Source organism: Caenispirillum salinarum AK4, from assembly GCF_000315795.1.
GTDB classification, from domain to species: domain Bacteria; phylum Pseudomonadota; class Alphaproteobacteria; order Rhodospirillales; family Rhodospirillaceae; genus Caenispirillum; species Caenispirillum salinarum.
On record NZ_ANHY01000022.1, the window covers coordinates 1 to 26,727 of the forward strand.

At 69.2% G+C, this 26,727-nt stretch carries 26 protein-coding genes and 1 pseudogene; 20 read left to right on the forward strand and 7 right to left on the reverse strand.

The features are described 5' to 3' along the window. Window positions 1–707 (reverse strand): annotated as a pseudogene (locus C882_RS19775) (ammonium transporter); the annotation flags it as partial. A gap of 62 nt (window positions 708–769) precedes the next feature. Continuing rightward, a complete protein-coding gene (locus C882_RS19780) occupies window positions 770–1,108 on the reverse strand; it encodes a P-II family nitrogen regulator (RefSeq protein ID WP_009542459.1) in 339 nt (112 codons plus the stop codon). A 297-nt stretch (window positions 1,109–1,405) separates the two neighbouring features. Between C882_RS19780 and C882_RS19785 the strand changes: the two genes are divergently transcribed. The 7 genes from C882_RS19785 (at window position 1,406) to fliN (ending at window position 9,851) form a co-directional block, all read left to right on the forward strand. After that, window positions 1,406–2,620 carry a UbiH/UbiF/VisC/COQ6 family ubiquinone biosynthesis hydroxylase gene (locus C882_RS19785; RefSeq protein WP_009542460.1) on the forward strand — a complete coding sequence of 405 codons (1,215 nt, stop codon included), beginning with the start codon at window positions 1,406–1,408 and terminating at the stop codon, window positions 2,618–2,620. A gap of 72 nt (window positions 2,621–2,692) precedes the next feature. Further along, complete coding sequence (hisN, locus tag C882_RS19790) at window positions 2,693–3,508, forward strand: histidinol-phosphatase (RefSeq protein ID WP_009542461.1); 816 nt, start codon at window positions 2,693–2,695, stop codon at window positions 3,506–3,508. A gap of 183 nt (window positions 3,509–3,691) precedes the next feature. Beyond that, the gene (locus tag C882_RS19795) at window positions 3,692–5,629 is read left to right on the forward strand and encodes an extracellular solute-binding protein (RefSeq protein WP_009542462.1); all 1,938 of its coding nucleotides are present in this window, start codon (window positions 3,692–3,694) and stop codon (window positions 5,627–5,629) included. Window positions 5,630–5,652: 23 nt separating this feature from the next. Beyond that, window positions 5,653–6,756 (forward strand): microcin C ABC transporter permease YejB, encoded by a 1,104-nt coding sequence (locus tag C882_RS19800; RefSeq protein ID WP_009542463.1) that lies wholly within the window; start codon window positions 5,653–5,655, stop codon window positions 6,754–6,756. A gap of 16 nt (window positions 6,757–6,772) precedes the next feature. Next, window positions 6,773–7,810: an ABC transporter permease gene (locus tag C882_RS19805; protein WP_009542464.1), complete on the forward strand. Its 1,038-nt coding sequence runs from the start codon at window positions 6,773–6,775 to the stop codon at window positions 7,808–7,810. Continuing rightward, complete coding sequence (locus tag C882_RS19810; RefSeq protein ID WP_009542465.1) at window positions 7,810–9,477, forward strand: ABC transporter ATP-binding protein; 1,668 nt, start codon at window positions 7,810–7,812, stop codon at window positions 9,475–9,477. The genes C882_RS19805 and C882_RS19810 overlap by 1 nt, the downstream gene beginning before the upstream one ends. An 80-nt stretch (window positions 9,478–9,557) precedes the next feature. Continuing rightward, the gene (gene fliN / locus C882_RS19815; RefSeq protein ID WP_009542466.1) at window positions 9,558–9,851 is read left to right on the forward strand and encodes a flagellar motor switch protein FliN; all 294 of its coding nucleotides are present in this window, start codon (window positions 9,558–9,560) and stop codon (window positions 9,849–9,851) included. Window positions 9,852–9,930: 79 nt separating this feature from the next. Here fliN and C882_RS19820 read toward each other — a convergent pair whose 3' ends face one another. The 3 genes from C882_RS19820 to rlmN all read right to left on the reverse strand — a co-directional run bounded on the left by C882_RS19820 (window position 9,931) and on the right by rlmN (window position 12,719). After that, window positions 9,931–10,908 carry a calcium/sodium antiporter gene (locus tag C882_RS19820; RefSeq protein WP_009542467.1) on the reverse strand — a complete coding sequence of 326 codons (978 nt, stop codon included), beginning with the start codon at window positions 10,906–10,908 and terminating at the stop codon, window positions 9,931–9,933. Between the two features lie 129 nt (window positions 10,909–11,037). Beyond that, complete coding sequence (locus C882_RS19825; protein WP_009542468.1) at window positions 11,038–11,451, reverse strand: hypothetical protein; 414 nt, start codon at window positions 11,449–11,451, stop codon at window positions 11,038–11,040. Window positions 11,452–11,453: 2 nt separating this feature from the next. Beyond that, complete coding sequence (gene rlmN, locus C882_RS19830) at window positions 11,454–12,719, reverse strand: 23S rRNA (adenine(2503)-C(2))-methyltransferase RlmN (protein ID WP_009542469.1); 1,266 nt, start codon at window positions 12,717–12,719, stop codon at window positions 11,454–11,456. A gap of 189 nt (window positions 12,720–12,908) precedes the next feature. On the opposite strand from rlmN, the gene C882_RS19835 reads away from it, so the two are divergent. The 3 genes from C882_RS19835 to C882_RS19845 all read left to right on the forward strand — a co-directional run bounded on the left by C882_RS19835 (window position 12,909) and on the right by C882_RS19845 (window position 14,924). Then, window positions 12,909–13,427 carry a hypothetical protein gene (locus C882_RS19835; protein WP_152415429.1) on the forward strand — a complete coding sequence of 173 codons (519 nt, stop codon included), beginning with the start codon at window positions 12,909–12,911 and terminating at the stop codon, window positions 13,425–13,427. A gap of 11 nt (window positions 13,428–13,438) precedes the next feature. Then, complete coding sequence (locus tag C882_RS23575) at window positions 13,439–13,978, forward strand: hypothetical protein (protein ID WP_009542471.1); 540 nt, start codon at window positions 13,439–13,441, stop codon at window positions 13,976–13,978. Between the two features lie 73 nt (window positions 13,979–14,051). After that, window positions 14,052–14,924: a DMT family transporter gene (locus tag C882_RS19845; protein ID WP_009542472.1), complete on the forward strand. Its 873-nt coding sequence runs from the start codon at window positions 14,052–14,054 to the stop codon at window positions 14,922–14,924. Window positions 14,925–14,968: 44 nt separating this feature from the next. Here C882_RS19845 and C882_RS19850 read toward each other — a convergent pair whose 3' ends face one another. Further along, window positions 14,969–15,454, reverse strand: a complete 486-nt coding sequence (locus tag C882_RS19850) for a PaaI family thioesterase (protein WP_009542473.1) — start codon at window positions 15,452–15,454, stop codon at window positions 14,969–14,971. A gap of 143 nt (window positions 15,455–15,597) precedes the next feature. Between C882_RS19850 and coaA the strand changes: the two genes are divergently transcribed. Further along, window positions 15,598–16,551, forward strand: coding sequence for a type I pantothenate kinase (gene coaA / locus C882_RS19855; protein WP_009542474.1), 954 nt, complete (start codon window positions 15,598–15,600; stop codon window positions 16,549–16,551). Window positions 16,552–16,608: 57 nt separating this feature from the next. Here coaA and C882_RS19860 read toward each other — a convergent pair whose 3' ends face one another. Next, window positions 16,609–17,478: an SDR family oxidoreductase gene (locus tag C882_RS19860; RefSeq protein WP_009542475.1), complete on the reverse strand. Its 870-nt coding sequence runs from the start codon at window positions 17,476–17,478 to the stop codon at window positions 16,609–16,611. Between the two features lie 78 nt (window positions 17,479–17,556). On the opposite strand from C882_RS19860, the gene C882_RS25710 reads away from it, so the two are divergent. The 9 genes from C882_RS25710 (at window position 17,557) to mutL (ending at window position 26,719) form a co-directional block, all read left to right on the forward strand. After that, the gene (locus tag C882_RS25710; RefSeq protein ID WP_009542476.1) at window positions 17,557–18,309 is read left to right on the forward strand and encodes a tetratricopeptide repeat protein; all 753 of its coding nucleotides are present in this window, start codon (window positions 17,557–17,559) and stop codon (window positions 18,307–18,309) included. 199 nt (window positions 18,310–18,508) lie between these two features. Beyond that, entirely contained in the window at window positions 18,509–18,853 is a 345-nt protein-coding gene (locus C882_RS19870) for a hypothetical protein (protein WP_009542477.1), read from the forward strand. A 116-nt stretch (window positions 18,854–18,969) separates the two neighbouring features. Next, entirely contained in the window at window positions 18,970–19,596 is a 627-nt protein-coding gene (locus C882_RS19875) for a LysE family translocator (protein WP_009542478.1), read from the forward strand. 48 nt (window positions 19,597–19,644) lie between these two features. Next, on the forward strand, window positions 19,645–20,499 hold the full coding sequence (gene mutM / locus C882_RS19880) for a bifunctional DNA-formamidopyrimidine glycosylase/DNA-(apurinic or apyrimidinic site) lyase (protein WP_009542479.1): 855 nt from the start codon (window positions 19,645–19,647) through the stop codon (window positions 20,497–20,499). 16 nt (window positions 20,500–20,515) lie between these two features. After that, window positions 20,516–20,905, forward strand: a complete 390-nt coding sequence (locus C882_RS19885) for a hypothetical protein (RefSeq protein WP_009542480.1) — start codon at window positions 20,516–20,518, stop codon at window positions 20,903–20,905. A 101-nt stretch (window positions 20,906–21,006) separates the two neighbouring features. Beyond that, entirely contained in the window at window positions 21,007–21,783 is a 777-nt protein-coding gene (locus C882_RS19890) for an enoyl-CoA hydratase (protein ID WP_009542481.1), read from the forward strand. Between the two features lie 246 nt (window positions 21,784–22,029). After that, window positions 22,030–22,299 carry a 30S ribosomal protein S20 gene (gene rpsT, locus C882_RS19895; protein ID WP_009542482.1) on the forward strand — a complete coding sequence of 90 codons (270 nt, stop codon included), beginning with the start codon at window positions 22,030–22,032 and terminating at the stop codon, window positions 22,297–22,299. A gap of 685 nt (window positions 22,300–22,984) precedes the next feature. Continuing rightward, the gene (gene dnaA, locus C882_RS19900; protein WP_043646760.1) at window positions 22,985–24,484 is read left to right on the forward strand and encodes a chromosomal replication initiator protein DnaA; all 1,500 of its coding nucleotides are present in this window, start codon (window positions 22,985–22,987) and stop codon (window positions 24,482–24,484) included. 309 nt (window positions 24,485–24,793) lie between these two features. Further along, on the forward strand, window positions 24,794–26,719 hold the full coding sequence (gene mutL, locus C882_RS19905) for a DNA mismatch repair endonuclease MutL (RefSeq protein WP_009542484.1): 1,926 nt from the start codon (window positions 24,794–24,796) through the stop codon (window positions 26,717–26,719). The last annotated feature ends 8 nt before the right edge of the window (window positions 26,720–26,727 follow it).

The following is a 26,727-nucleotide window of genomic DNA, read 5'->3' on the forward strand; positions in this document are numbered from 1 at the left end:
CGGCCGTCGGCGCCGTACTTGCCCTTGCGCGCGCCCACCATGATGGCACCGGCCAGCGCCGCCCAGCCACCGACGGAGTGGACGATGGTGGACCCGGCGAAGTCCGAGAAGCCCATCTCGGTCAGCCAGCCGCCGCCCCAGGTCCACGAACCCTGGATCGGGTAGATCACCGCGCCCAGCACGAAGACGAAGGCGATGAACGGCCACACCTTCATGCGCTCGGCCACCGTGCCCGAGACCACCGAGGCGGCGGTGGCGACGAAGACCACCTGGAAGAACCAGTCGGACATGACCGAATAGCCGTTGCCGACCACCTCGGACACCATCTCCGGCGTCGCCTCGTCGGCGCCCAGCAGGGCGGTTTCCGCGCCCGACGGGTTGTAGAGCAGCGCGAAGCTGCCGATCCAGCCCGACACGTCGACGTACATCAGGTTGTAGCCGACCAGGTAGAAGGCGATGGACGCCGTGGCGTACAGCGCGGTGTTCTTCAGGCAGATGGAGGCGACGTTCTTGCCCCGCACTAGGCCGGCTTCCAGCATGGCGAAGCCGACGGCCATGAAGAACACCATGGCGCCGTGAATGAGGAACGAGAACGTGTTGAAGGTGAACGCCGTCTCGGCCGACACCTCCGCGTGCGCCGGGGCGGCGGCCAGGGCCACGGCCAGGGCGGCGCCCGTCGGCGCCAGAAGGCTGCGCAATTTGGTCATGGGGTAAGGGTCCTTCTTTCCTTCGCCCGCCGGCGGCGGACGGGTCTGGACGGTATGGGCGGTCAGACCGCATCCATGTCCTTTTCGCCGGTGCGGATGCGCACCGTGCGGGCGACTTCGGTGACGAAGATTTTTCCGTCGCCGATCTTTCCGGTGTGGGCGGCTTCGCGGACGGCCTCGATGACCTTGTCTTCCAGGTCGTCCTCGACGGCGACTTCCACCTTCACCTTGGGCAGGAAGCTCACCTCGTACTCGGCGCCGCGGTAGACTTCGGTCTGGCCTTTCTGGCGGCCGAAGCCGCGCACTTCGGTGACCGTCAGCCCCTGCAGCCCGAGGTCGAGCAGAGCCTCACGCACGTCGTCGAGCCGGAACGGCTTGATGATGGCGGTGACGAGCTTCATGGGTGGTGTCCTCATGCTCGGGTATCCCGGCCGAAGACTTTTCAAGGGGCGTGCCAGACTCGGCCGGGCCGCGCGACTCGTTATGAACCGGACCATTCACCGCCACCGGGGCCAACAGGTCCCGTCCGTCACTGCACAAAATCAATGCATATTGTCATTTCTGCATTAATTTTGCGCACAATCGCTGTGCCCCTGCTTGAAGTCTGGACAAACGGCGTGGTCGGGGCTCAAATCGGGCGCGTATACAAGCCGGCCCGTAAGCCTCGGGCATGGCATCGGAATTCACGGGAGCGGATCATGGAGCTTCGGACCGAGGTCCTCATCATCGGCGGCGGACTGGTGGGCGGCACGATGGCCTGTGCGCTGGGGCGCTTCGGCGTGCCCTGCATCGTGGTGGACCGCGACGATCCCTCCACCCTCACCCACGAAGGCTACGACGGCCGCTGCTCGGCCGTCGCGCTGGCCTGCCAGAAGGTGCTCGACGGCGTCGGCCTGTGGCAACACATGGCCGAGGACTGCCAGCCCATCGAGCACATCCGCGTCGCCGATGGCGAAAGCCTGCTGTTCCTGCACTACGACCACCGCGACGTGGGCGACGCGCCCATGGGCTACATGGCGGAAAACCGCGTCATGCGCCGCGCCATCTACACCCAACTGGAAAGCCTGCCCGACGTCACCCACCTGGCGCCCCATTCTGTGGTGGCGCTGGACCGCGGCCCCGACGGCGTGACGGCGGAAATGGAGGACGGGCGCATCATCCGCGCCAAGCTGGTGGTCGCCGCCGACGGCCGCCGCTCGCCGACGCGGGAGGCCGCCGGCATCCCCATTCATGGTTGGGACTACGGCCAGGACGGCATCGTCATGACCGTCTGGCACGAGCGCGACCACAACGGCACCGCCATCGAGCACTTCCTGCCCGCCGGCCCCTTCGCCATCCTGCCGCTGAAGGGCGGCCACCATTCCTCGCTGGTGTGGACGGAGCGCCGCGCCCTGGTGGAAGAACTGATGAACCTGGACGACAGCACTTTTCACGCCGAACTGGTGAAGCGCTTCGGCGATTTCCTGGGCGACGTGAAGGTGGTCAGCAAGAAGTTCCACTATCCGCTGTCGCTGCAATTCGCGCGGCGCTACACCGACCGCCGCCTGGCGCTGATCGGCGACGCGGCCCACGGCATGCACCCGGTGGCCGGCCAGGGCATGAACTTCGGCCTGCGCGACGTGGCCGTGCTGACCGAAAAGATCGTCGACGCCCATCGCCTGGGCCTGGACGTCGGCACCATCACGGTGCTGGACGACTACCAGCGCCTGCGCCGTTTCGACAACTTGCTGATGCTGGGCCTGACGGACGTCATCGTGCGGCTGTTCTCCAACGACATTCCGCCGGTGCGGCTGGCGCGCGACGTGGGGCTGGCGGTGGTCAACAAGATCAACCCGGCCAAGAAGTTCTTCATGCGCCACGCCATGGGCGAGATCGGCATCCTGCCCAAGCTGATGCGCGGCCAGACCCTGTAACCGAAGACGGATTGACGGCAGCCAAGCGGCGGGAGTAGGCATCGCGGAGACCCCAGCTCCAGGAGCCGCGCCATGTCCTCGCCGTCCGCCGCCGTCAGCACCCTGACCGAGCCCGCCGTGCCGGAGGCCTTCCTGGCGCTCGCCAACCGCTTGGCCGACACCAGCGGGGCGCTGATCCGCCGGCATTTCCGCACGCCGCTGGACATCGACGACAAGGCCGACGACAGCCCCGTCACCGCCGCCGACCGCGGCGCGGAGGAGGCCATGCGGGCCGTCATCGCCGAGACCTTTCCCGACCACGGCATCATCGGCGAGGAATTCCCGGCGGTGAACCCCGACGCCGAACACGTCTGGGTGCTGGACCCCATCGACGGCACCAAGGCCTTCATCACCGGCAAGCCCAGCTTCGGCACGCTGATCGCGCTTCTGAAGAACGGCCGGCCGTGGCTGGGCGTCATCGACCAGCCCATCCTCGGCGAACGCTGGATCGGCGCGGCCGGCCACGGCACGACGCTCAACGGCACGCCCGCCGCCACCCGGGACATCGGCCGCGTCGACGCCGCCGCGCTGTACGCCACGGCGCCGGAGATGTTCGTGGGCGGGGACTGGCCGGTCTTCCAGCGCCTTTACAAGGGCGTGAAGCTGCCGCGCTACGGCGCCGACTGCTACGCCTACGGGCTGCTGGCCTCGGGCTTCGTCGACATCGTGTGCGAGGCGGACCTGAAGCTGCACGACTGGGCCGCCGTGGTGCCGGTGGTGGAGAATGCCGGCGGCGTGGTGACCGACTGGACCGGCGCACCGCTGGTCAAGGGCGCGGACGGCCATGTGCTGGCCGCCGGCGGGCCGCAGGTTCACGCCGCCGCCCTGCGCGTTCTGCGCGAAGGCTGAGGCCGGCGATACCCTTCCCCGGCGCAACAAAACAGCGTCGATGCGCCTGAACGGTGTGCTTTTCGGTCGCGTTGGATGAAGACGCCGCCGAAAAGTTGCCCACCGCTTCTTGCGGTGGGGCGCCTGTCGGCCCACTATCCCTTTATCTCAATGGGATCGTGGGTGTCTGTCCGGGAGGGTCCGTTGCGCCACTTCGTCCGTCGTCTCGCCGCCGCCATGCTCGCCGCCGGCCTCGCCGCCGCGCCGGCCGCCGCCCAGGAGGCGGAGACTGCGACCGCCCTGCCGGACATCGCGGCCGTCGAGCCGGTGGTCGGCATCGCCATGCATGGCGAGCCGCGCTACACGGAAGGCTTCGCCCACTTCGACTACGTCAACCCCAACGCGCCCAAGGGCGGCGAGATGAAGCTGTTCACCACCGGCACGTGGGACAGCTTCAACGCCTATATCGCCAAGGGCACCTCGGTGGCCGGCATCGGCATGATCTACGACACGCTGCTGACGCCGTCCGACGACGAACCGTTCAGCGAATACGCCCGCGTCGCCGAAGCCGTGCGCATGCCCGAGGACCGCAGCTGGGTGGCGTTCGACATCGACCCCGACGCCCGCTTCCACGACGGCGAGCCCATCAAGCCGGAAGACGTGATCTGGACCTTCAACTTCCTGGTGGAGGACGGCGATCCGCTCTACCGCTTCTACTACGGCAACGTGAAGGACGTGGTGAAGACGGGCGACCGCCAAGTCACTTTCCTGTTCCAGGAGGGCAGCGAAAACCGCGAGCTGCCGCTGATCGTCGGGCAGCTTCCGGTGCTGCCCAAGCACTACTGGACCGCCGAGGGCCGCGACCCCACCGCCACCACACTGGAACCGCCGCTCGGCAGCGGCCCCTATCGCGTGGCCGGCTTCGAGGCGGGCCGCTACGTCGTCTACGAGCGCGTGACGGACTACTGGGGCAAGGACCTGCCCGTGAACGTCGGCCGCAACAACGCCGGCCGGATTCGCTACGACTACTATCGCGACACCACCGTGGCGCTGGAGGCCTTCAAGGCGGGCGCCTACGACATCCGCATGGAGAACTCGGCCAAGAACTGGTCGGTGGGCTACCAGTTCCCGGCCTTCGAGCAGGGCCTGGTGAAGAAGGCGACCTTCGACCACGACCTGCCCGCGGGCATGCAGGGCTGGGTCTACAACATGCGCCGCGACATCTTCGCCGACCCGCTGGTGCGCGAGGCGCTGGCCTACGCCTTCAATTTCGAGTGGGCGAACCAGACCATCTTCTATGACCAGTACGCCCGCACCCGCAGCTATTTCGACAACTCGGAACTGGCCGCCACCGGGCTGCCGAGCCAGGAGGAGCTTGAAATCCTCGAGCCCCTGCGCGGGGAGATTCCCGAGCGCGTGTTCACCGAAAGCTACACGCCGCCCATGGGCGACGCCTCGGGCAACATCCGCGAGAACCTTCGCGCCGCCTTCCTGCTGCTGCAGGAGGCCGGCTGGCAGGTCGACCCCAAGACGCGGATGCTGGTCGATCCTGAAACCGACGAGCCCTTCAGCTTCGAGATCCTCCTGGTCTCGCCGGAAGCCGAGCGCTACACCCTGCCCTTCGTGCAGAACCTGAAGACGCTCGGCATCGACGCGCGCGTGCGCACGGTGGACACCGCCCAGTACATCAACCGCCTGCGCAGCTTCGACTTCGACATGACGGTGGTGGTCTGGGGCCAGTCGCTCAGCCCCGGCAACGAGCAGCGCGAATACTGGTCCAGCGCCGCCGCCGAGCACACCGGCAGCCGCAACTACGCCGGCCTGCAGTCGGACGCCGTCGACAAGCTGGTGGAGCTGGTCATCCAGGCGCCGGACCGCAAATCGCTGATCACCCGCGTGCACGCGCTCGACCGGGTGCTGCAGTGGAATTTCCTGGTCATCCCGCACTTCCACGCGCCCTATCAGCGCGTCGCCTACTGGGACAAGTTCGGCTTCACCGATGCCCGGCCCATGCGCGGCATCGACCTGATGGCTTGGTGGATCGTGCCCGACAAGGACAAGGTCGTCGCCGAGGGCAAGGAGGACGCCGCCGAGACCCAGGCCGAGGCCGGCGCACCCACCGGCCCCGAAAGCGGCGGCTGAGCGGGCAGGAGGGCTAGAGCCGCATGTTCGCCTATATCGTCCGCCGCCTGCTGCTGATCCCGGTCACGCTGTTCGGCATCATCCTCATCAACTTCGTGATCGTCCAGTTCGCGCCGGGCGGTCCGGTGGAGCAGATGATCGCCCGCATCGAGGGCACGGCCGTGGAGGCCACCGCCCGCATCACCGGCACGGGCGGCGGCGAGACCGGCGGGCAGGCCCAGCAGGGCGGCGGCGGCGGCGAGAGCGAATACCGCGGCGCGCAAGGCCTGCCGCCCGAGTTCATCGCCGAGATCGAGGCGCAGTTCGGCTTCGACAAGCCGGCGCACGAACGCTTCTGGCTGATGATCAAGAACTACGCCACCTTCGACCTGGGCGAGAGCTATTACCGCGACGAGGGCGTGCTCGACCTCATCATCGAGAAGATTCCCGTCTCCGCCTCGCTGGGGATATGGTCGACACTGATCATATACCTGGTGTCCATCCCGCTCGGCGTGATGAAGGCGGTGCGCGACGGGTCGAAGTTCGACACATGGACATCGGGGGTGGTGATCGTCGGCTATGCCGTGCCGGCCTTCCTGTTCGCCATCCTGCTGATCGTGCTGTTCGCCGGCGGGCGGTATTTCGACTGGTTCCCCCTGCGCGGGCTGACGTCGGACGGCTTTGCCGACATGACGCTGATCCAGCAGATCGGCGACTACTTCTGGCACCTGACCCTGCCGGTCACGGCAATGGTCATCGGCGGTTTCGCCGGGCTGACCATGCTGACCAAGAACAGCTTCTTGGAGGAGATCAACAAACAGTACGTGATCACCGCCCGCGCCAAGGGGCTTGGCGAGCGTCAGGTGCTGTACGGCCACATCTTCCGCAACGCCATGCTGCTCATCATCGCCGGCTTCCCGGCCGCGCTGGTGACCATGCTGTTCACCGGATCGGTGCTGATCGAGGTGATCTTCTCGCTGGACGGCCTGGGGCTGCTCGGCTTCGAGGCCACCATCAACCGCGACTACCCGGTGATGTTCGGCACGCTCTACGTGTTCGGCCTGATCGGTCTGCTGCTGAACCTGGTCAGCGACATCACGTACCACATGGTCGACCCGCGCATCACCTTCGAAGCCCAGACCACCTGAGGACCCGTACGCGCCCATGGCCCTGTTCTCCGACATGAGCCCCATCACCCGCCGCCGGCTGGCCCGTTTCAAGGCCAACCGGCGGGGGTTCTGGTCGCTGTGGATCTTCCTGGTGCTGTTCGTGCTGTCGCTGTTCGCCGAGTTCCTGGCCAACGACGAGCCCATCTTCGTCTGGTACGACGGCAAGCCGCACGTCCCCGTTCTGGTCAGCTACCCCGAGACCGAGTTCGGCGGATTCTTTCCGACCGAAGCCAACTACAAGGACCCGGCGGTGCAAGAGCTGATCGAGGCCGACGGCTGGATGATCTGGCCGCCCATCCGCTACGACTACGCGACACCCGACGTCATGCTGGGTCAGGCCGCGCCCTCGGCCCCCGACGCCCGCCACTGGCTGGGCACCGACGACCAGGGGCGCGACGTGATGGCGCGCATGATCTACGGCTTCCGCATATCGGTGCTGTTCGGCCTGATCCTGACCATCGTCTCGTCGGTGATCGGCGTCCTGGCCGGCGCGGTTCAGGGCTACTTCGGCGGCTGGCTGGACCTGATCGCCCAGCGCTTCCTGGAGGTCTGGAGCGGCCTGCCGCAGCTGTTCATCCTGATTATCCTGTCGAGCATCATCGCGCCCAGCTTCTGGACGCTTCTGGTGATCCTGCTGCTGTTCAGTTGGACCGCCCTGGTGGGCGTGGTTCGGGCGGAGTTCCTGCGGGCGCGCAACTTCGACTACGTGCGCGCGGCCAAGGCCCTGGGCATGGGCGACGGCAAGATCATGGTCAAGCACGTCCTGCCCAACGCCATGGTGGCGACGCTGACGTTTGCGCCGTTCATCCTGTCGGGCGCCATCGTCAGCCTGACGGCGCTGGACTTCCTGGGCCTCGGCCTGCCGCCGGGCTCGCCCTCCCTCGGCGACCTTCTGCGCCAGGGCAAGGAGAACCTGCAGGCGCCGTGGCTGGGCATCACCGGTTTCATGGTGATGGCGGTGATGCTGTCGCTGCTGGTCTTCGTCGGCGAGGCCGTGCGCGATGCCTTCGATCCTCGCAAGCGGGTGGCGTGATGGCGAACGACGACCTCCAGACCCTGCCCCCCGCCGGCACCGCCGCCGCCCCGCCCCGCGACACCGGGGAGCCACTGCTGCGCGTGCGCGACCTGCACGTCTCCTTCGGCCATGGCGAGCGCGAAGCCCGCGCGGTGCGCGGCGTCTCCTTCGACCTGCACCGCGGCCGCACCCTGGCGCTGGTGGGCGAATCGGGTTCGGGCAAGTCGGTCTCGGCGCTGTCGGTGCTGCAACTGCTGCCCTATCCGCTGGCGCATCACCCCAAGGGCTCCATCCGGCTTGAGGGGCAGGAGCTGGTCAACGCGCCCACGCGCACGCTGCGCCGGATTCGCGGCGACCGCATCGCCATGGTCTTCCAGGAGCCCATGACGTCGCTGAACCCGCTGCACAACATCGAAAAGCAGATCGGGGAAATCCTGGCGATCCACAAGGGCCTGACCGGCAAGGCCGCGCGGGCGCGAATCCTGGAGCTGCTGGAGCTGGTTGGCCTGCCCAACGCCAAGGAGCGCCTGACCGCCCTGCCGCACGAGCTGTCCGGCGGCCAGCGCCAGCGCGTGATGATCGCCATGGCGCTGGCCAACGACCCCGACATCCTTATCGCCGACGAGCCGACGACGGCGCTGGACGTGACCATCCAGGCGCAGATCCTCAAGCTTCTGAAGGACCTCCAGGCGCGCTTCGGCATGGCGATCCTGTTCATCACCCACGACCTGACGGTGGTGCGCAAGATGGCCGACGACGTCTGCGTCATGCAGGGCGGCGAGGTGGTGGAGAGCGGCCCGCTGGAAGACATCTTCGACCGCCCGCAGCACCCGTATACCAAGATGCTCATGGCGTCGGAGCCCAAGGGCAAGCCGGCCACGCCGCCCGGCGACGCCGAGGAAATCATGGCCGCCGACGACCTGAGGATCTGGTTTCCCATCAAGAAGGGCATCATCCGCCGCACCGTCGACCACGTGAAGGCCGTCGACGGGGTGACTGTGAATGTGCGCGAGGGCCAGACGGTCGGCGTGGTCGGCGAATCGGGCTCGGGCAAGACGACGCTCGCCATGGGGCTCTTGCGGCTGACGTCGTCGGACGGGCCGATCCGCTTCCAGGGCCAGCGCATCGACACGCTCAAGCGCGACGCCATCCGGCCGCTGCGCCGGCAGATGCAAATCGTCTTCCAGGACCCTTACGGCAGTCTGAGCCCCCGCATGTCCGTCGGCCAGATCGTCGGAGAGGGCCTGGACCTGCACGCCATCGGCTCGGGCGCCGAGGAGCGCGAGCAGATGATCATCGACGCGCTGAAAGAGGTGGGGCTGGACCCCGATACCCGCCACCGTTACCCGCACGAGTTCTCCGGCGGCCAGCGCCAGCGGATCGCCATCGCGCGTGCGCTGGTGCTGAAGCCCCGCTTCATCGTGCTGGACGAGCCGACCAGCGCGCTGGACGTGTCGGTGCAGGCGCAGATCGTCGACCTGCTGCGCGACATCCAGCAGCGCCACCGCCTGGCCTACCTGTTCATTAGCCACGACTTGCGCGTGGTGCGGGCGCTGGCGGACACGATCATCGTCATGAAGGACGGCAAGGTGGTGGAGTCAGGCCCCGCCTCGCAAATCTTCGAGGCCCCGCAGCGCGACTACACCAAGGCGCTGATCTCGGCGGCCTTCGAGCTGGAGGTCTAGCCACCTTTACCCCCTCTTAACCGCGCCGTGGCATGGTACGGCGGTTACGGTTTCCATTCCCACACGCGCCCGGACGGTCCATGAGCGACAACATGACCCTCGGCGAGAGCGGAGCGCTCGACGCCATTTACAAGGTCCCGGTGGAGATTTCCGTCGTGCTCGGCAAGTCCCACCTGCGGGTCAACCAGCTGCTGAAGCTGGGCCGTGGTGCCGTGGTGGAGCTGGACCAGAAGACCAACCAGCCCGTCGAAATCTACGCCAACGACATCCTGGTCGCGCGCGGCGAGGTCGTCATCACCGAGGGCGACCGCATCGGCGTCACCCTGACGGAACTGGTGAAGTCCATCTACAGCGGGACGCTCGATCACCGCTGAAAAGAACAAGGCCAAGGCCGAGGGACCAAGGGGCTGCCGGGATCCGGCGGCCCCTTTTTCATGGGCCGCGGCACCGGCGTCAGGGCCAGATCAGGTAGACGTAGACGGCGTAGGCGGCCACCAGCAGCGCCCCCTCGAGCCGCCTGATCCGCAGGCCCGTCCAGGCGAACAGCAGCAGCAGCAGGCTCGCGACGATCATCGCCGGGTTGTCGAAGGTCACGATCTGCGGCGGCACGCTGACCGGCGCGATGACGGCCGTGATCCCGCCGATGGCCGGGATGTTGTAGATGTTCGACCCGACGATGTTGCCGAAGGCCACGTCCGCCTGCTGGCGCACCGCCGCGATGAGCGACGTCACCAGTTCGGGAAGCGACGTGCCGACGGCCACGATGGTCAGGCCGATGACCGTGTCTGAAATCCCCATCTGCTGCGCCAGCGCGACCGCGTTGTCGACCAGCAGCTTGCCGCCGCCGATCAGCAAGGCCAGCCCCACCACGCAGAAGATCACCGGCAGGACCCGCGACGGCTTTTCCACCGGGCGGGGCACCAGCGCCGGGTCGGCGCCTTCCAGGGCGAGCGCCTTGTCGTATACCGCACCGTGCGCGGCGGCGGCGGCGCGGCGCTCCTGGCGGATCACGTAGAAGACGTAGCCGGCCAGCACAGCGACGAAAACGATGCCGACGGGCCGCGTCAGAGGGAAAGCCGCCGCCAGCAGCGAAAAGACCACCGCCACGCCCAGCATGATGGCCCCGTCGCGCTTCAGGGCCACCGACTGCACCACGATGGGGAAGATGACCGCCGACAGGCCCAGGATCAGCAGGATGTTGGCGATGTTCGAGCCGACGATGTTGCCGATGGCGATGCCCGGCGTCTCGGCCAGCGCGGCCTGGATGGAGGTGACCATCTCCGGCGTCGACGTCCCGAAGCCGACCACCGTCAGCCCGATCACCAGCGGCGAGATGCCCAGCCCCTCGGCCAGGCGGACCGCGCCGCGCACCAGCAACTCGCCGCCGACGAACAGCAGCAGGAGCCCCACGCCGAGAAAAACAAACGTCATGCGAAACCACCTCGATCACCACCGCGACCGACGGGCAGGCGCCCGCCGCAACATGAACGTTCCCGGCGTTTTCGGTGTTCCCGGTGCGACATTCCTGAGCGCGCGACCCGGCCGGCGTGCGTCGGCGCGTCAGCCGCTCCGGCGGCCGGTCACCGCCTCCAGTTTCAGCAGCACGGGGCCGCAGAACAGGTTTCGGCGCGCGAAGGCGGGGGGCGTCTGGGCCCGCATGATGGCGTCGGCGTGGGCACCGGCCATGACGTGCGGCGCGTCCAGGAAAAAGACCGGCTCCCGGCACCAGTCGGGCGCCGCGCGGCCGGCCAGCGCCGCCAGATGCTCCGCCATGCCACCCAGATGCGCCCGCAGGACCGCCGACTCCGGCAGGGGCGGGCGCGTGGCATAGGCCGACTCGGGCAGCACCGGCGCCTCGGCGATCAGCGTGTCGATGAATTCCTTCATGGCCGAGGTGTAGTCGCCCGTATGGATCGCCCGCGCCGCCACGTCGGCCAGGCTGCGCGGGCGCGCCGGGATCCCTTCGGCGCCCACCCTCAGTGCTCGTCAGGGATGCCGGCGGCCAGCCGCGCCTTCATCAGGCTCTTGCGTTCGCGCTCGCTTTCCGACTTGAGCTGGCCGCAGGCCGCCAGGATGTCGCGGCCGCGCGGCATGCGGATGGGGGCCGAGAAGCCCAGGTCATAGAGCAGGTCCGAGAACTTGCGGATGCGGTTCCACGAACTGCACTCGAACTGCGATCCCGGCCAGGGATTGAAGGGGATCAGGTTGAACTTGCACGGGATGCCCTCGACCAGCTTCGCCAGGGCCCGCGCGTCGGCGTCGCTGTCGTTGACGTCCTTCAGCATCACGTATTCGAACGTGATGCGCCGGGCGTTGGAGACGTTGGGGTACTCGCGGCAGGCCTTCATCAGCTCGGCCAGCGGGTATTTCTTGTTGATGGGCATGATGCGGTTGCGGATCTCGTCCGTCGCCGCGTGCAGGGACACCGCAAGGTTCACGTTGATGTCGTTGCCCAGGCGGTACATCTCCGGCACGACGCCGGAGGTCGACAGCGTGATGCGCCGGCGGGACAGGGCGATGCCGTCGCCGTCCACCAGGATTTTCAGCGCCTTGACCACGTTGTCGTAGTTGTACAGCGGCTCGCCCATGCCCATCATGACGATGTTGGACAGGCGGCGCGATTCGTCGGTCGGGCTCGGCCACTCGCCATAGCTGTCGCGGGCGACCATGAACTGGCTGACGATCTCGGCCGCCGACAGGTTGCGCACCAGAAGCTGCGTGCCCGTGTGGCAGAACTTGCACGTCAGCGTGCAGCCCACCTGGCTGGAGATGCAGACCGATCCGCGCGGCTCGTCGACATCCGGGATGTAGACGGTTTCCGCCTCCTTCCCGTCGGCAAACCGCATCAGCCACTTGCGCGTGCCGTCCTCGCTCGTCTGCTCCACGGGCAGGGACGGGCGGCGGATGACGAAGTGGGCATCCAGCTTTTCGCGCAGGGGCTTGGACAGGTTGGTCATGGAGTCGAAATCCGTGACCCCCTTGTTGTAGATCCACTGCCACACCTGCTTGACGCGGAAGGGCTTCTCGCCAAGCTCGGCCATGGCCGCGCCCAGTTCCTCACGGCTGAGGCCCACCAGGTCGCGCTTGCCGTGGTCGGCGGCGACGGCGGCCCTGGCGGCGGTGTCGGACGCCTGAAGCGGCAGTTTCTCGATGCCGTCATCGGAAACGGCATTCGCCTGGGCGTCGGAAACGGCGGCGTCCTCGCGCGCGACGGCGTCGGCAGCGGTGGTGTCGGTGGTCATGGCACGTCTATCTTGGAAGAAGGGCAGTCTCGCCCGGACATATAAGGCGTCGAGGCGCGCGCGCAAAGCGGAACATGCCCGCAAAACCGGCGCGGGATCGGGTTTCGGCCTTGATCCCGCCACAGTGCCACTCCACCCTGCCGCACAACGTTCCGAGCCTGGATCAGAGGATCGAGGGAGATGAAGCCCATGCCGTCCGTCGCCATCCCGCGCCCGCTTGCCCGCGCCACCGCCGCCGCCCTCGCGCTCGGGCTGGCCGCCTGCGCCGGCGAAACCAGCCCGCCCGAGGGCTCCGTCAGCCCCGCCGCGGCCGCCATGGCGCCGCAGGCCGTCATGGCCGCGCCCATCGTCCAGGGCCAGGGGCTCGATTTCCCCGCCGCCCTGGCCGAGGCCTACGCCACCATGGCCGCCTACGAGGACCGCGCCGGCGATGCGGGCGACGCGGCCTTCTTCCGCACCAAGGCCATGGCCGCCGCCTCCACACCCGTGCCCGAGCCCGAATCGGCGCCGACCGGCGAGTTGGAACGCGCCCGCGCCGCCCTCATGCTGTCCATGAGCGCGCGCGACACCCTGCCCGAGCAGCTCGCGACCGCCCAGGCCGCATACGACTGCTGGGCCAACGACGTCCGCGTCGGCACCGGCATCACGCCCATCGACTGCGAGTCGCTGTTCCGCGACACCCTGCGCGACATCCAGGCGCGCGGCTGAGCGGCCGGCCCATGCTGATCTTCCTCGACATCGCGGCCTCGGCGCCCGAGGACGGCGTGCCGGTGGAAATCGCCTGGGCCGCCGCCGACCTGTCGGCCGCCGCCTCGTGGCTGATCCGCCCGGCGCCGGACTGGGACGAGTCGCTCTATGCGCCCGAGGCCGAGTCGCGTCACGGCCTGTCGCGGCCCGCGCTGGAGGCCGACGGGCGCGATGCCCGCCGCGTCGCCATGCTGCTGGCCGAGGATCTGGCCGGCGCCACCGTCGCCTCGGCCGACCCGGCGGGGCACGAGGCGCTGCTCGACCGCCTGTACGAGGCCGCGCCCTTCCCCCGCCCCTTCGCCCTGCGCGATGCCGACGGCCTGCGCCGCGCCCGCTGGGGTGACCCGGACGAGGCCGAGCGCCTGCGCGCCCGCGCCGCCGCCCGGCTGGAGGACGGCCCGGCGCTGGACGGCGCCGTGGACCTGGCGCTGGCGTGGACGCTGGCAAGCGGCGGCGACGCCGGAGCGGCGGCCGGGGCCGCACGCGCGCTGATCGCCCGCGAAGGCCGGTAGGCGGGGCCGGTTTCAGCGCGCGTGATCGTCGGGTGCGGTGCGGACGTTCCCCTTCGGAACCGAAGGAGACCCGATGCCGCGCCTCAGCCCGCTACTGATCGCCTTGGCAGCCATGTTCTGGGGCCTGGCCGGCGGGCTGGGCGGCCTGCTGATGGCGGCCGGCTGGGCGCCGCTGACGGTAACATTCCACCGCGCCGCCTTCGGTCTGATCTGCGTCGCCCTGTGGCTGGCGTGGAACCGTCACGGTCCGCGCTCGTCCGGGACTCTCGCCGGGCTTCTCGGCTGGTCGCTGGTGGCCGGGGCCGGCGTGGCGGTCAACTTCACCTTCTATTTCCTCGCCATCCGCGAAACGGGCGTGGCCGTCGCCGCGACCTTGATGTACAGCGCGCCCGCCTTCGTCTTCCTGTCGGCGGTGCTGTGCCGGATCGAGCGCCCGACCCTGCCCAAGGCGCTGGCCGTCGCCGCCGTCACGGCGGGCGTGGTGCTGCTGACCGAGGTCCACCGCACCGACGGGAGCGTCACCCTCTGGGGCGTGGCCTTCGGGTTGCTCGCGGGCGTGTCCTACGCCGTGTTCATTTTCAGCTTTCAGGCAGCCGCCCAGCGCGGGCCGGTGCCGCTGGTGCTGTCCATCGCGCTGGCGACGGTGGTGGTCGCGCTGCTGCCGCTGGTCGAACTGGAGGCCGTCGCGGCGGCACTGGTCTCGGAGTCGTGGCCGCTCTTCATCCTGCTGGGCGTCCTGGGGGCGGGCCTGTCCTTCGCCCTGTATGTCGCCGGCGTGCGCCACACGCCGCCCACCATCGCCTCCGTGCTGGCCATGGTGGAGCCGGTGACGGCCGCGACCTTCGGGGTCCTGGCGCTGGGGGAGACCCTGTCCCCGGTCCAGTTGACGGGCATGGCGGTGATCCTGGTCACCGCCACCCTGCTCAGCCGCGCCCAGAGCGCCTGACGCCTGTTGCCTGATGTCTGATGCCTGATGCCGGGCGCCGGGCGCTATCCCGCCGGTGCCGCCGAATCGGGCCGGCCGGCCATGGACATCATGGTCGCCTGCATCAGCGCGACCGTTTTTTCCCGGCCGTCGACAACGCCCACCACCTCGGCCCGCGTGACGGTCAGGGAGCGGCCGGGTTTCTCCACCATGCCGCGTGCGATCAACATCTCGCCGGCGCCGGGGGCCATGAAGTTGGTCTTGAATTCCACCGTCAGGACCGAGCTGTCCTCGGGCATGAGGGAATAGGCCGCATATCCGCAGGCGTTGTCGGCCAGCGTGGTGGTGACGCCGGCGTGGATGAATCCGTGCTGCTGGCACAGGTCGGCGCGCCACGGCAGGCGGATCTCGCAAAAGCCCGGTTCCACCCGGCCCAGTTCCGCGCCGATGGTCGCCATGAAGCTCTGGCGCGCGAAGCTGGCCGCGACGCGGGCGGCATACTCCGGGCACTGCGGCTCGAACCGCCCGTCGGGGCCGGTGATGCGGGACATCGGCAAAACCTCCACGTTATGTCGATATTTTGCCGACAAAGTTGTCCGATACTTTCATCAGCGTCAATTCATACGGCCCTTGCGCGATGCACCCGTCCTGCTCATTCTGTGCGCGTCATACGCCTGGGGAGAGGTCTCGCGAGATGAGCCTTGTTTCGGGGAGCGGCACCGTGGGACCGCTGTTCGACCGCTACACCGCCGCCGACTGGGCCGTCGCCTGGGGCGGCAGCGCCCCGCCGCCGCTGGACGCCGACGACATCCGCCGGCTGCGCGGCATCGGCAACCCGCTGACGCTGGGCGAGGTGGAGCGCATCTACATGCCGCTGGTCGAACTGCTGGTGACCCATATGGGCGCCCAGTGGGACCTGCGCCGCCGCCGCGCCGCGCTCAACCGCCGGCCGGGGCGCCCCATGCCCTTCATCATCGGCCTCGCCGGCAGCGTCGCGGTGGGCAAGAGCACCGCCGCCCGCGTGCTGCAATCGCTGCTCCAGGCCGAGGGGCGCAAGGTCGCGCTGGTGCCCACCGACGGCTTCCTGCTGCCCAACGCCGAACTCAAGGCGCGCGACCTGATGCACCGCAAGGGCTTTCCCGGCACCTACGACATGCGCGCCCTGGTCGGCTTCCTGACCGACCTGCGCCTGGGCCGCCCCGCCCACGCGCCCGTCTACAGCCACCAGACCTATGACGTCGTCCCCGGCCGGACCGTGGCGGTGGAGGACGCCGAGGTGGTGGTGCTGGAAGGGCTGAACGTCCTCCAGGTTGGGCCGCTGCAACAGGAGGGCGAACACCGACCCTTCGTGTCGGACTTCTTCGACTTTTCCGTCTACGTCGACGCGGCGGAGGACCACCTGCGGCGCTGGTACCTGGACCGCTTCCTCGCCCTGCGCGCCACAGCCTTCCAGGACCCGGAGGCCTATTTCCACCGCTACGCCGCCATGCCCGAGACGGAGGCCGCCGCCTTCGCCGAGTCGGTGTGGGAGAGCATCAACCTGGTGAACCTGCGCGACAACATCCTGCCCACCCGCGCCCGCGCCGACGTGGTGCTGCGCAAGGGCGAGGACCACCGCGTGCGCGAGGTGTGGCTGCGCAGGGTTTGAGGACTTCTGCGAGGGGAAGGCGCGGCCTCCCCCTCGCGCTCCCCCGCGCAAAGTTAATCAGCCCTTCGCGATTGCCGCCAGGCCTTCGCGGTAGGTCGGGTATTTCAGCGTCACGCCCAGTTCCTGCTTGATGCGGTCGTTCCGCACCCGGCGGCTGTCGCGGTAGAAGCTGCGCGCCATGGGCGACAGGTCCGCCTCCTCGAAGTCCACCGCCGGCGGCGGGTCCACGCCCAGAAGGCGCGCGGCTTCCTCGATGGGCACCTGCGGCGGCGCCGGCTCGTCATCGGCGACATTATATATGCGCCCTGCATGTGGCTGCGCCATGCTGGCGGCCACCACCTGGGCGATGTCGTCCACATGGATGCGGCAGAATACCTGCCCCGGCTTGATGACGCGCCGCGCCTTGCCCTCGCGCACCGAATCGACGGCGCTGCGGCCGGGGCCGTAGATGCCGGCCAGGCGGAAGATGTGCAGCGGCAGGCCGTGCTCGCGCCACAGGTTCAGCCATGCCACCTCGGCCTCCACCCGGCGTTCGCTGCGGCCGACGTCGGGGGCGACGGGCGTCTCCTCGTCCACCCAGCCGCCCTGATGGTCGCCGTAAACGCCCGTGGTGGACAGGTAGCCCACCCAGCGCAGCCCCGGCATCAGCGCCACGATGTCGGCGGCGTGGGCGTCGACCACCGGGTCGCCGGCGGGATCGGGCGGCACCGACGACAGAAGATGCGTCGCGCCCGCCAGCACGCCCGGCGGCAGCGGCTGGTCGCGGTCGAACAGGTGGGCCTCGACGCCCTCGGCCGCCAGGGCCTCGCGCTTCTCGGCGCTGCGGGTGGTGCCGGCGACCTGCCAGCCCTCGGCCATGAGCCGGCGGGCCAGCGTCCGCGCGCTGAAGCCGAGACCGAAGATGAACAGCCGTCCGGGGTCCGCCATGAAAACCTCTCACCGTTTCGCCACAATGCCCTGGAACCTATGATGCGCCGACGCCGCCCTCAAGCCCATGGACATCGCATGACCCGCCTTCTGCCCCGCCTGACCCTGCCCCTGCTCGCCTTGGCGGCCCTGCCCGCCGCCGCCCAGGACGCCGCGCCGGACCCGGCGGCGAAATATGCGCAATGCATGGAGCTGGCGGAGACCCGCCCGGATCGGGCGTGGGAATTGGCCGGCCAGTGGGCCGGGCTGGCGGGCGGCGAACCGGCGCGGCACTGCCAGGCCGTCGCCCTGATCGGGCTGGGCGAGTATGCCGAGGCCGCCACGCGCCTGGAAAAGCTGGCCGAAGTCTCCCGCGCGGCCGAGGCCCTGCGGGCCGGCATGCTGGCGCAGGCCGCCCAGGCGTGGCTGATGGCCGACAACGCGGAGCGCGCCTACGCGGTACAGTCGACGGCGCTGGAGCTTCTGCCGGGCGACCCGGCGCTGCTGACCGACCGGGCGCTGACGCTGGTGGAGGCCGGCGACGTGCGCGGGGCCATCGACGACCTGACCCGTGTCCTCGACGCCCGCCCGCGCGACGCCGGCGCCCTGGCCCTGAGGGCGTCGGCCTTCCGCATGGCGGGCGACCCGGTTCCCGCGCGGGCCGACCTGGACCGCGCGCTTTCGATCGACCCGGCGCACCCGGCCGCACTTCTGGAAAAGGGCATCCTGGCCCGCCAGTCCGGCGACGTCGCGACGGCGCGCGCGGCCTGGCTCGCCCTGCTGGACGCCGCCCCCGACAGTCCCGAGGCCGACACGGCGCGCGCCCACCTGCAGGTGATGGACGGCGGCTGAGGCGGACGTCACCTTGGGCTGAGAAATGCTTGCTCATCGGCAACGTCATTCTTGCGTGAAACAAGCGATTCGCCTATTTATCTACCTCTAAAGATTTCCTGCGGCCCAGCTTCTGTGAAACACCCTTTCGAGGCACCCGGTTGGCGGCGTTGGGAAGAACGCGCCTTCCTGCCTGCGGCGCTTCATGAGGGGAAAAAGAATGTTGAAGATCGTACCGGCGTCGCTCGTGGTCGCCGCGTCTCTGCTGACCGCGGCCTGCTCCGACACGGCGCCGGCGTGTTCGGACACCGAAACCGTCGACCTCGTGCTGGAAATCGCGCGCGACAGCCTGCTCGAGCAGGCCGGCGCCGAAATCGCCAACAAGGTGGAGATGTCCCTGAACGCGATTCGCACCACCGATGCGAACGAGACCACCGGCGCCTTCGAATGCGCCGCCGAACTGGAGTTCACCGGTCCGGGCGGCAGCAACAGCATCGACATCACCTACCTGAGCGAACTCGTCGACAGCGGCGACGAATTCTACGTGACCGTCTGGGGGCTGTAACCGTCATCGCACTGGCGGTGCCGGGCGGCCTCGGCTATTCACGTCCGGTGGACCAGGCACGGCGACGGGGCGCCACCCTGCGCCTTGCCTGACCGTCAATCCTGGAGCGCACGCCAATGCCCCTCGACCTCTGGCTCGCCTTCGCCGCCGCCTCGGCAGTGATGCTGCTGATTCCCGGCCCGACCATCCTGCTGGTGGTGGCCTATGCGCTGGGGCAGGGGCGGCGGGCGGCGTTCGCCACCGTCGCCGGGGTGCTGCTGGGGGATTTCACGGCCATGACCGCCTCGCTGGCGGGACTCGGCGTGATCCTGGCAGCTTCGGCGGAGGCGTTCACCGTGCTGAAATGGATCGGCGCGGCCTATCTGGTGTGGCTGGGCATCCGCATGTGGCGCGCGCCCGTGCCCGAGAGCGGCCCGGAAGAGGTCGCGGCCCCCGTGGTCAGCCGCCGCACCATGCTGCTGCACGCCTGGATCGTCACCGCGCTCAATCCCAAGGGCATCGTCTTCTTCGTCGCCTTCCTGCCGCAGTTCCTCGACCCGGCGCTTCCGGTGCTGCCGCAGTTGGCGATCATGGAGGCGACGTTCCTGACGCTGGCGGTGCTGAACGCCGCCGCCTACGCCCTGCTGGCGTCCTCGGCGCGGCGGGCAGTGCGGTCGGCGGCGGTGCGCCGCGCGGTCAACCGCACCGGCGGCGGGCTGCTGGTCGGCGCCGGCGTGCTGACGGCCATGATGCGGCGGGCCTGAACGCCACGGCTGGCGCTTTGCCGCCCGACGCCCTAGATTGCCGCCATCATGCCCGAACTTCCCGAAGTCGAAACCGTCTGCCGCGGCCTGGCCGCCGCCCTGGAGGGGCGCCGCCTGACCGGTGTGGAGGTCCGCCGGCCTGACCTGCGCATCCCCTTTCCGCCCGGATTCGCCGCTGCCCTGCAAGGCCGCCGAGTGCTGCGAATCCGCCGGCGCGGCAAGTACTTCATTTGGGAACTGGACGACGGCACGGCGCTTCTCGGGCACCTGGGCATGTCGGGCAGCATGACCATCCGCGCGCCCGGCACCAACTTCCCCCCGCCGGCGCCGCACGACCACGTGATCCTGACCACCGACGACGGCGCCCAGGTCTCCTACCACGACCCCAGGCGATTCGGGCTGATGACCCTGTCGACGGTGGCCGGGGTGGAGGATCACCCGCTGCTGGCCGCCATGGGGCCGGAGCCGCTGTCGGACGCCTTCACCCCCGCCGTCCTGGCGGCGGCGCTGAAAGGCAAGCAGACGCCGATCAAGAGCGCGCTTCTGGACCAGGGCGCTGTGGCGGGCCTGGGCAACATCTACGTCTGCGAGGCCCTGTTCCGCGCCCGCGTCAGCCCCCGCCGGCTGGCCGACAACGTGGGCCGGCGCAAGGTCGAGGCCCTGGTGCCGGCCATCAAGTCGGTGCTGACGGAGGCCATCGCCTCGGGCGGGTCGTCCTTGCGCGACTACCGGCAGGCCACCGGCGAACTGGGATACTTCCAGCACACCTTCGCCGTGTACGACCGCGAGGGCCAGCCCTGCCCCGGGTGCGACTGCGGCGCCGCCGAGGGCCAGGCGAACGGCATCCAGCGAATCGTCCAGGCGGGCCGCTCGACTTTTTTCTGTGCCAAACGGCAGCGGTGAGTGTAGCGTACCGCGCATGCGGTTCTGGCCGAGCATAGCCGCGCCGGTCCTGGCGCTGAGCCTGGCGCTCCTGGTGTTCCTGCCCCTGGGGCCGGGAGCCAAGGGGGCGGCGTTCCTCGACGGGTTCGAGGACCTGCCGCTGATGCCCAGCCTCAGCCAGCAGACGGACCGGACGACCGTGTTCGACAGCCCCTACGGCCGCATCGTGGAAGCCTATGCCAGCGGCCGGGCCACGCCCGGCCAGGTGCTGGACTTCTACGGCGCCACCCTTCCCCAGCTTGGATGGACCCGGCAGGACGCCCGGGTCTTCCGCCGCGAGGGCGAGGTGCTGCGCATCGAGTTTCCCCGCCCGTCCCCGGGCGGTGCGCCGACTCTTCTGGTCCGCTTCGAGGTGTCGCCCGACTGACTGCCGCGCCTACACCATCGAAGGGGTCGCGGCCAGCCGGTCGGCGCCCATTTCGTCCAAGGACATAAACCCAAGCCATCGTTGAACGGAGCATTGATCCGATGCCCTACGAGAACATCCTGGTGGAAACACGGGGTCGCGTCGGCCTCATCACCCTGAACCGTCCCAAGGCGCTGAACGCGCTGTGCGTCGCGCTGATCGACGAACTGGGCAAGGCGCTGGACGCCTTCGAGGCCGATGACGAGATCGGCGCCATCGTGCTGACGGGCTCGGAGAAAGCCTTCGCCGCCGGCGCCGACATCAAGGAGATGGCCGGCAAGTCCTACATGGACGCCTACCTGCAGGACTTCATCACCAAGGGCTGGCAGCGCGTCTCCACCGTGCGCAAGCCCATCATCGCCGCCGTGAACGGCTACGCGCTCGGTGGCGGCTGCGAGGTCGCCATGATGTGCGACTTCATCCTGGCCGGCGACACCGCCAAGTTCGGCCAGCCGGAAATCACAATCGGCACCATCCCGGGCGCCGGCGGCACCCAGCGCCTGACCCGATTCGTCGGCAAGTCCAAGGCCATGGAAATGTGCCTGACCGGCCGCCAGATGGACGCCGCCGAGGCCGAGCGCTGCGGCCTGGTCTCGCGCATCGTGCCGGCCGCCGACCTGGTGGACGAGGCGGTCAAGACCGCCGACCGCATCGCCGGCATGAGCCGGCCGGTGGTCATGATGGCCAAGGAAGCCGTCGATGCCGCCTTCGACACCACCCTGACCCACGGGCTGATGTTCGAGCGCCGGCTGTTCCACTCCACCTTCGCCACCGAGGACCAGAAGGAAGGCATGAGCGCGTTCGCCGAGAAGCGCCAGCCCAACTTCAAGAACCGGTAAGGCGGCTCACCCGTCACAGCCCGGCCGCCGGCGGCGTTCCCGCCCCGGCGGCCGGTGCCGTTTCGCCCCCGGTCGCATGGGCCGGAGTCGCGAAGGCGACGGGCACGGACACCGCACCGCCCGCGTTCCCAGGGCAAACGACGGTTTTCCACAAGCTCCCGGTTGACTGTGTGCCGGGGATTCCTTATAAACCGCGCTTCCACGGTGCGAAGCCGGTTTCACCAGCATTACAGACAAGGTTAGGCAATGGCCCATCACAAGTCGGCTAAGAAGCGGATCGTCCGCAACGCCAAGCGCTACGAGATCAACCACGCCCGCAAGTCGCGCGCCCGCACCTTCATGAAGAAGGTCGAGGCCGCCATCGCCACCGGCGATTACGAACAGGCCCAGACCGCCCTGAGCAACGCCGCGCCGGTGATCGCCCGCGCCGCCTCCAAGGGCGCCCTGGAAAAGAACATGGCGTCGCGCAAGATCTCGCGCCTGAACGCCCGCGTGAAGGCCCTCAAGGCCGCCTGATCCCCGATGTGACCGGCGCGCGCGCCTGCGCCGCCGGAACCGGATTCGGCCCGGGACCGCCCTCCGCCCGGCGGAGGTGCGGTCTTTCGCGTTGCCCGAATTCAACCGCCAGTCACAAATCACGGCGTTCCCTTTTCGGACATATTGCTTTCGGCCGTATGTCGTGGCTAGCTTAAGGGGCCTCGGATCAGAGGCCCCGACCCCAAGCGATGAAAGTCTTACGACGCGAAACCCTTCTTCCAATCAAGATTTGGAAGAATGCGATACTTTATCGTCTTTAATGTTTCGCCCTCGACTCTTTTACAAGATTCGGCTTTCTTGCGCGGGCGTTTTCGGGAATCATGTCGGGGTTCCGGACGCCGCTTTCGTGGCGCGTCGACGGGAGCGGTACCAGGCCGCGTCCCGGGAACCCAGAAAGGGGGCCGGCTCCGCCCGCCGGTTCCGCGCCGTCCGCCCCAGGGCCGGTCGGCGCCGCCGGTGCAGACCGGCGACATCACACAAGCAAGGGCGGTGAGGGAGAGATCGTCCCGGCGCTTCCGGGCGGATCACCTTGACCAGAACAGCCCCCACCGACCGCCGCCGGCGGCCGGGGCAGCCATCGTGTTGCCGTCAGCCGGGGGATCGGAGAGACGGGGGAAGGCACGTGGCTGGGGCAGTGCAAGCGGAAAGCGCGTCGGAGTCGTTGATGAGCACGGGTTCAATGGACGCAGCGATCGCCGCCCAATGGGATCGCGTCCAGGGTCAATTGCGCGAGGAGTTCGGCGACGCGGCCTTCAAGAGCTGGGTCGCGCCGATGACGGTGACGGACGTGCGCGACGGCGCGGTCACGCTGGCCGTGCCCACGCGCTTCATCAGGGACTGGGTGCTGACGCACTACGCCGACCGGATTCGCGCCCTGTGGAACGGCGAAAATCCCGCCGTGCGCACGGTGGACGTCATGGTGGTGACCAACATGCAGCGCCCCGACCTGACCGGCGGCGGACCCGCCGCCGCGGCCGTCAATGATCCCGTTCCCGGCAGCCCCCGCGCCGCCGCCATGGAATCCGGCCGCCGCACCGAGGCCGCCGCCGCCGGCCGCGCCGGCACGCCGGCATCCGCCGCGGCGCCGGTCCCGGCCCACGGCGGCTTCATGGCCGCGGCCCCCACGGGCCAGGTGGACGACCTGTCGGCCTCGCTGGACGCCCGCTACACCTTCGAGAATTTCGTCGTCGGCAAGCCCAACGAATTCGCCCACGCCGCCGCCCAGCGCGTGGCCGACTCCGATCAGGTCAGCTTCAACCCGCTGTTTCTCTACGGCGGCGTCGGGCTGGGCAAGACGCACCTCATGCACGCCATCGCCCACCGCCTGCGCGAGCGCCGGCCGGAACGGCGCGTGATCTACATGAGCGCGGAAAAGTTCATGTATTCCTTCGTGCGCGCCCTGCGCCACCAGGACACCATCAGCTTCAAGGAGCAGTTCCGCACCGTCGACGTGCTGATGATCGACGACGTGCAGTTCATCTCCGGCAAGGATTCCACGCAGGAGGAATTCTTCCACACCTTCAACGCCCTGGTTGACCAGGGCCGGCAGATCGTCATCTCCGCCGACAAATCGCCCAACGACCTGGAGGAGATCGGCGCCCGCCTGCGCTCGCGCATGGCCTCGGGTCTCGTCGCCGACATCCACCCCACGACCTATGAACTGCGGCTGGGCATCCTGGACGCCAAGGCCGAGCAGATGGGCGTCGAGGTGCCGGTGAAGGTCAAGGAGTTCCTGGCCCACAAGATCACGTCCAACGCCCGGGAACTGGAAGGCGCGCTGACGCGCCTGGTCGCCCACGCCCAGCTTGTCGGCCGCGAACTGAGCCTGGAGACGGCCCACGACGTACTGGCCGACCTGCTGCGCGCCTACGACCGCCGGGTCACCATCGAGGAAATCCAGAAGAAGGTCGCCGAGCACTTCCAGGTGCGCGTCGCCGACATGCATTCCGCCCGCCGCGCCCGTGCCGTGACGCGCCCGCGCCAGGTGGCCATGTACCTGTCCAAGCAGCTCACCAGCCGCTCGCTGCCCGAGATCGGCCGCAAGTTCGGCGGCCGCGACCACACCACCGTCATGCACGCGGTGAAGAAGGTGGAGGAGCTGATCGCCGGCGACGCCGCCTTCGCCGAGGACGTCAACCTGCTCCGCCGCATGCTGGAAAGCTGAGGCGGGCGGAGGACGTCCGGCGTATCGACGGTGGTCGTGGATTCCTGCTTTTTGCAGGAATGGCGGCAAATATCGTGTTCTAGAACAAGAACCTATAGTACCCGTCGCCCCTTGCGAAGGCAGGGGCCCACGCACGCCCTCGGCCGCCCTTAGCAAGCCCCCCCGGCGCCGCCCGAGTCGCTTGCTCTGGCGACTCCACTGGATTACCGTCGGGCTTGCGTCGGACGCACCGCGCTCCCACAACATATAGCGTCCGCGCCCGCCGCCGATCGCCTATATCTGGACCGCCGCCGAAAGGGTTTCCCCGCCGTGAGCCTCCGTCTGCTGCCGCCCACGCTCATCAACCAGATCGCCGCCGGCGAGGTGGTGGAGCGTCCGGCCTCGGCCGTGAAGGAACTGGTGGAGAACGCCATCGACGCCGGCGCCGCGCGGGTCGACGTGACGCTCTCGGAAGGCGGCCGCGCGCTCATCGCCGTGCAGGACGACGGCCGGGGCATGACGCCCGACGACCTGGCGCTGGCCGTGGAGCGCCACGCCACCTCCAAGCTGCCGAGCGAGGACCTGTTCGACATCGGCTTCCTGGGCTTCCGGGGCGAGGCGCTGCCCTCCATCGGCTCGGTCGCGCGCATGACGCTGACCAGCCGCACCGCCGAGGCCGACAGCGCCTGGCGCATCCAGGTCGAGGGCGGCGTGAAGTCCGCGCCCGAGCCCGCCGCCGGCCAGCGCGGCACACGGGTGGAGGTGCGCGACCTGTTCTACGCCACGCCCGCGCGCCTCAAGTTCCTGAAAACGCCGCGCACGGAGACCCAGCATGCCGCCGACGTCATCAACCGGCTGGGCATGGCGCACCCGGAGGTCGCCTTCACGCTGACCGACGGCACGCGCAGCGTCGTCAAGCTGGGCGCCACGCAGGGCGACCTGTTCCGGCGGCGACTCGACCGGCTGTCGGCGGTGATCGGGCGGGATTTCTTCGACAACGCCCTGCCCGTCGACGCCGCGCGCGAGGGCCTGCGCCTGACCGGCCACATCGGCCTGCCCACCTTCAACCGCGGCAACGCGCAACAGCAGTACCTGTTCGTCAACGGCCGCCCGGTGAAGGACCGCCTGCTGACCGGGGCGGTGCGCGGGGCCTATGCCGATTTCCTCGCCAGCGACCGCCATGCCATCCTGGCGCTGTACCTGGAGGTGCCGCCGCGCGACGTGGACGTGAACGTTCATCCCGCCAAGGCGGAGGTGCGCTTCCGCGACCAGCAGCTGGTGCGCGGGCTGATCGTCTCGGCCCTGCGCCACGCGCTGGCGGAGGCCGGGCATCGCGCCTCGACCACCGTCTCCCTGGGGGCGCTGGGCGCGGCCCGGCCGGAGGGGCAGCCGCAACGCCCGGCCCTGCCGCTCGGTCGGTCCGGCGGCCAGTCCGCCTGGAGCTGGACGCCGCCGCCGCGCCCGTCGCAGGATGAGGTGGACGCCGCTTATGCCGCCCAGGCCCCGCAATCCGGCTACGGCGGCCTGTACGAGCAGCCCACCCGCCTGCCCAACCTGTCGGCCCCGCCCCAGGCGCGCAGCGTCGAGTCGCACGCCGACGGCCGCCCTGCCCCGCCCAGCTTCGCCGAGGCGATGGCGGCGGTGGACCTCGACAGCCCGCCGCCGGCCGCGTCGGAGCACCCGCTGGGCGTGGCGCGGGCGCAACTGCACGCGACCTACATCGTCGCCCAGACGGCCGACGGCATCGTCATCGTCGACCAGCACGCCGCGCATGAGCGCCTGGTCTACGAGCGCATGAAACAGGCCATGGATGCCGGCGGGGTCGCCCGCCAGATGCTCCTGCTGCCCGAGGTGGTGGAGCTGGAGGAGGCCGCCGCCGACCGCGTCATCGCCCGGGCGGAGGAACTGGGGCAACTGGGTCTGGTGCTGGAGGGGTTCGGCCCGGGCACCATCCTGGTGCGCGAGGTTCCGGCGCTGCTGGGCGACTGCGACGTGAAGGGGCTGATCGAGGATCTGGCCGACGAACTGGCCGACCTGGGCGAGGCGCTCGCGCTGAAGGATCGTCTGGCCGACGTCTGTGGTACCATGGCCTGCCACGGCAGCGTGCGTTCGGGGCGGCTGCTCAACGCCGAGGAGATGAACGCCCTGCTGCGGCAGATGGAGGCGACTCCGCATTCGGGCCAGTGCAACCACGGCCGCCCGACCTATGTGGAGCTGAAGCTGAAGGACATCGAGCGCCTGTTCGGACGCCGCTGAGGGGATCG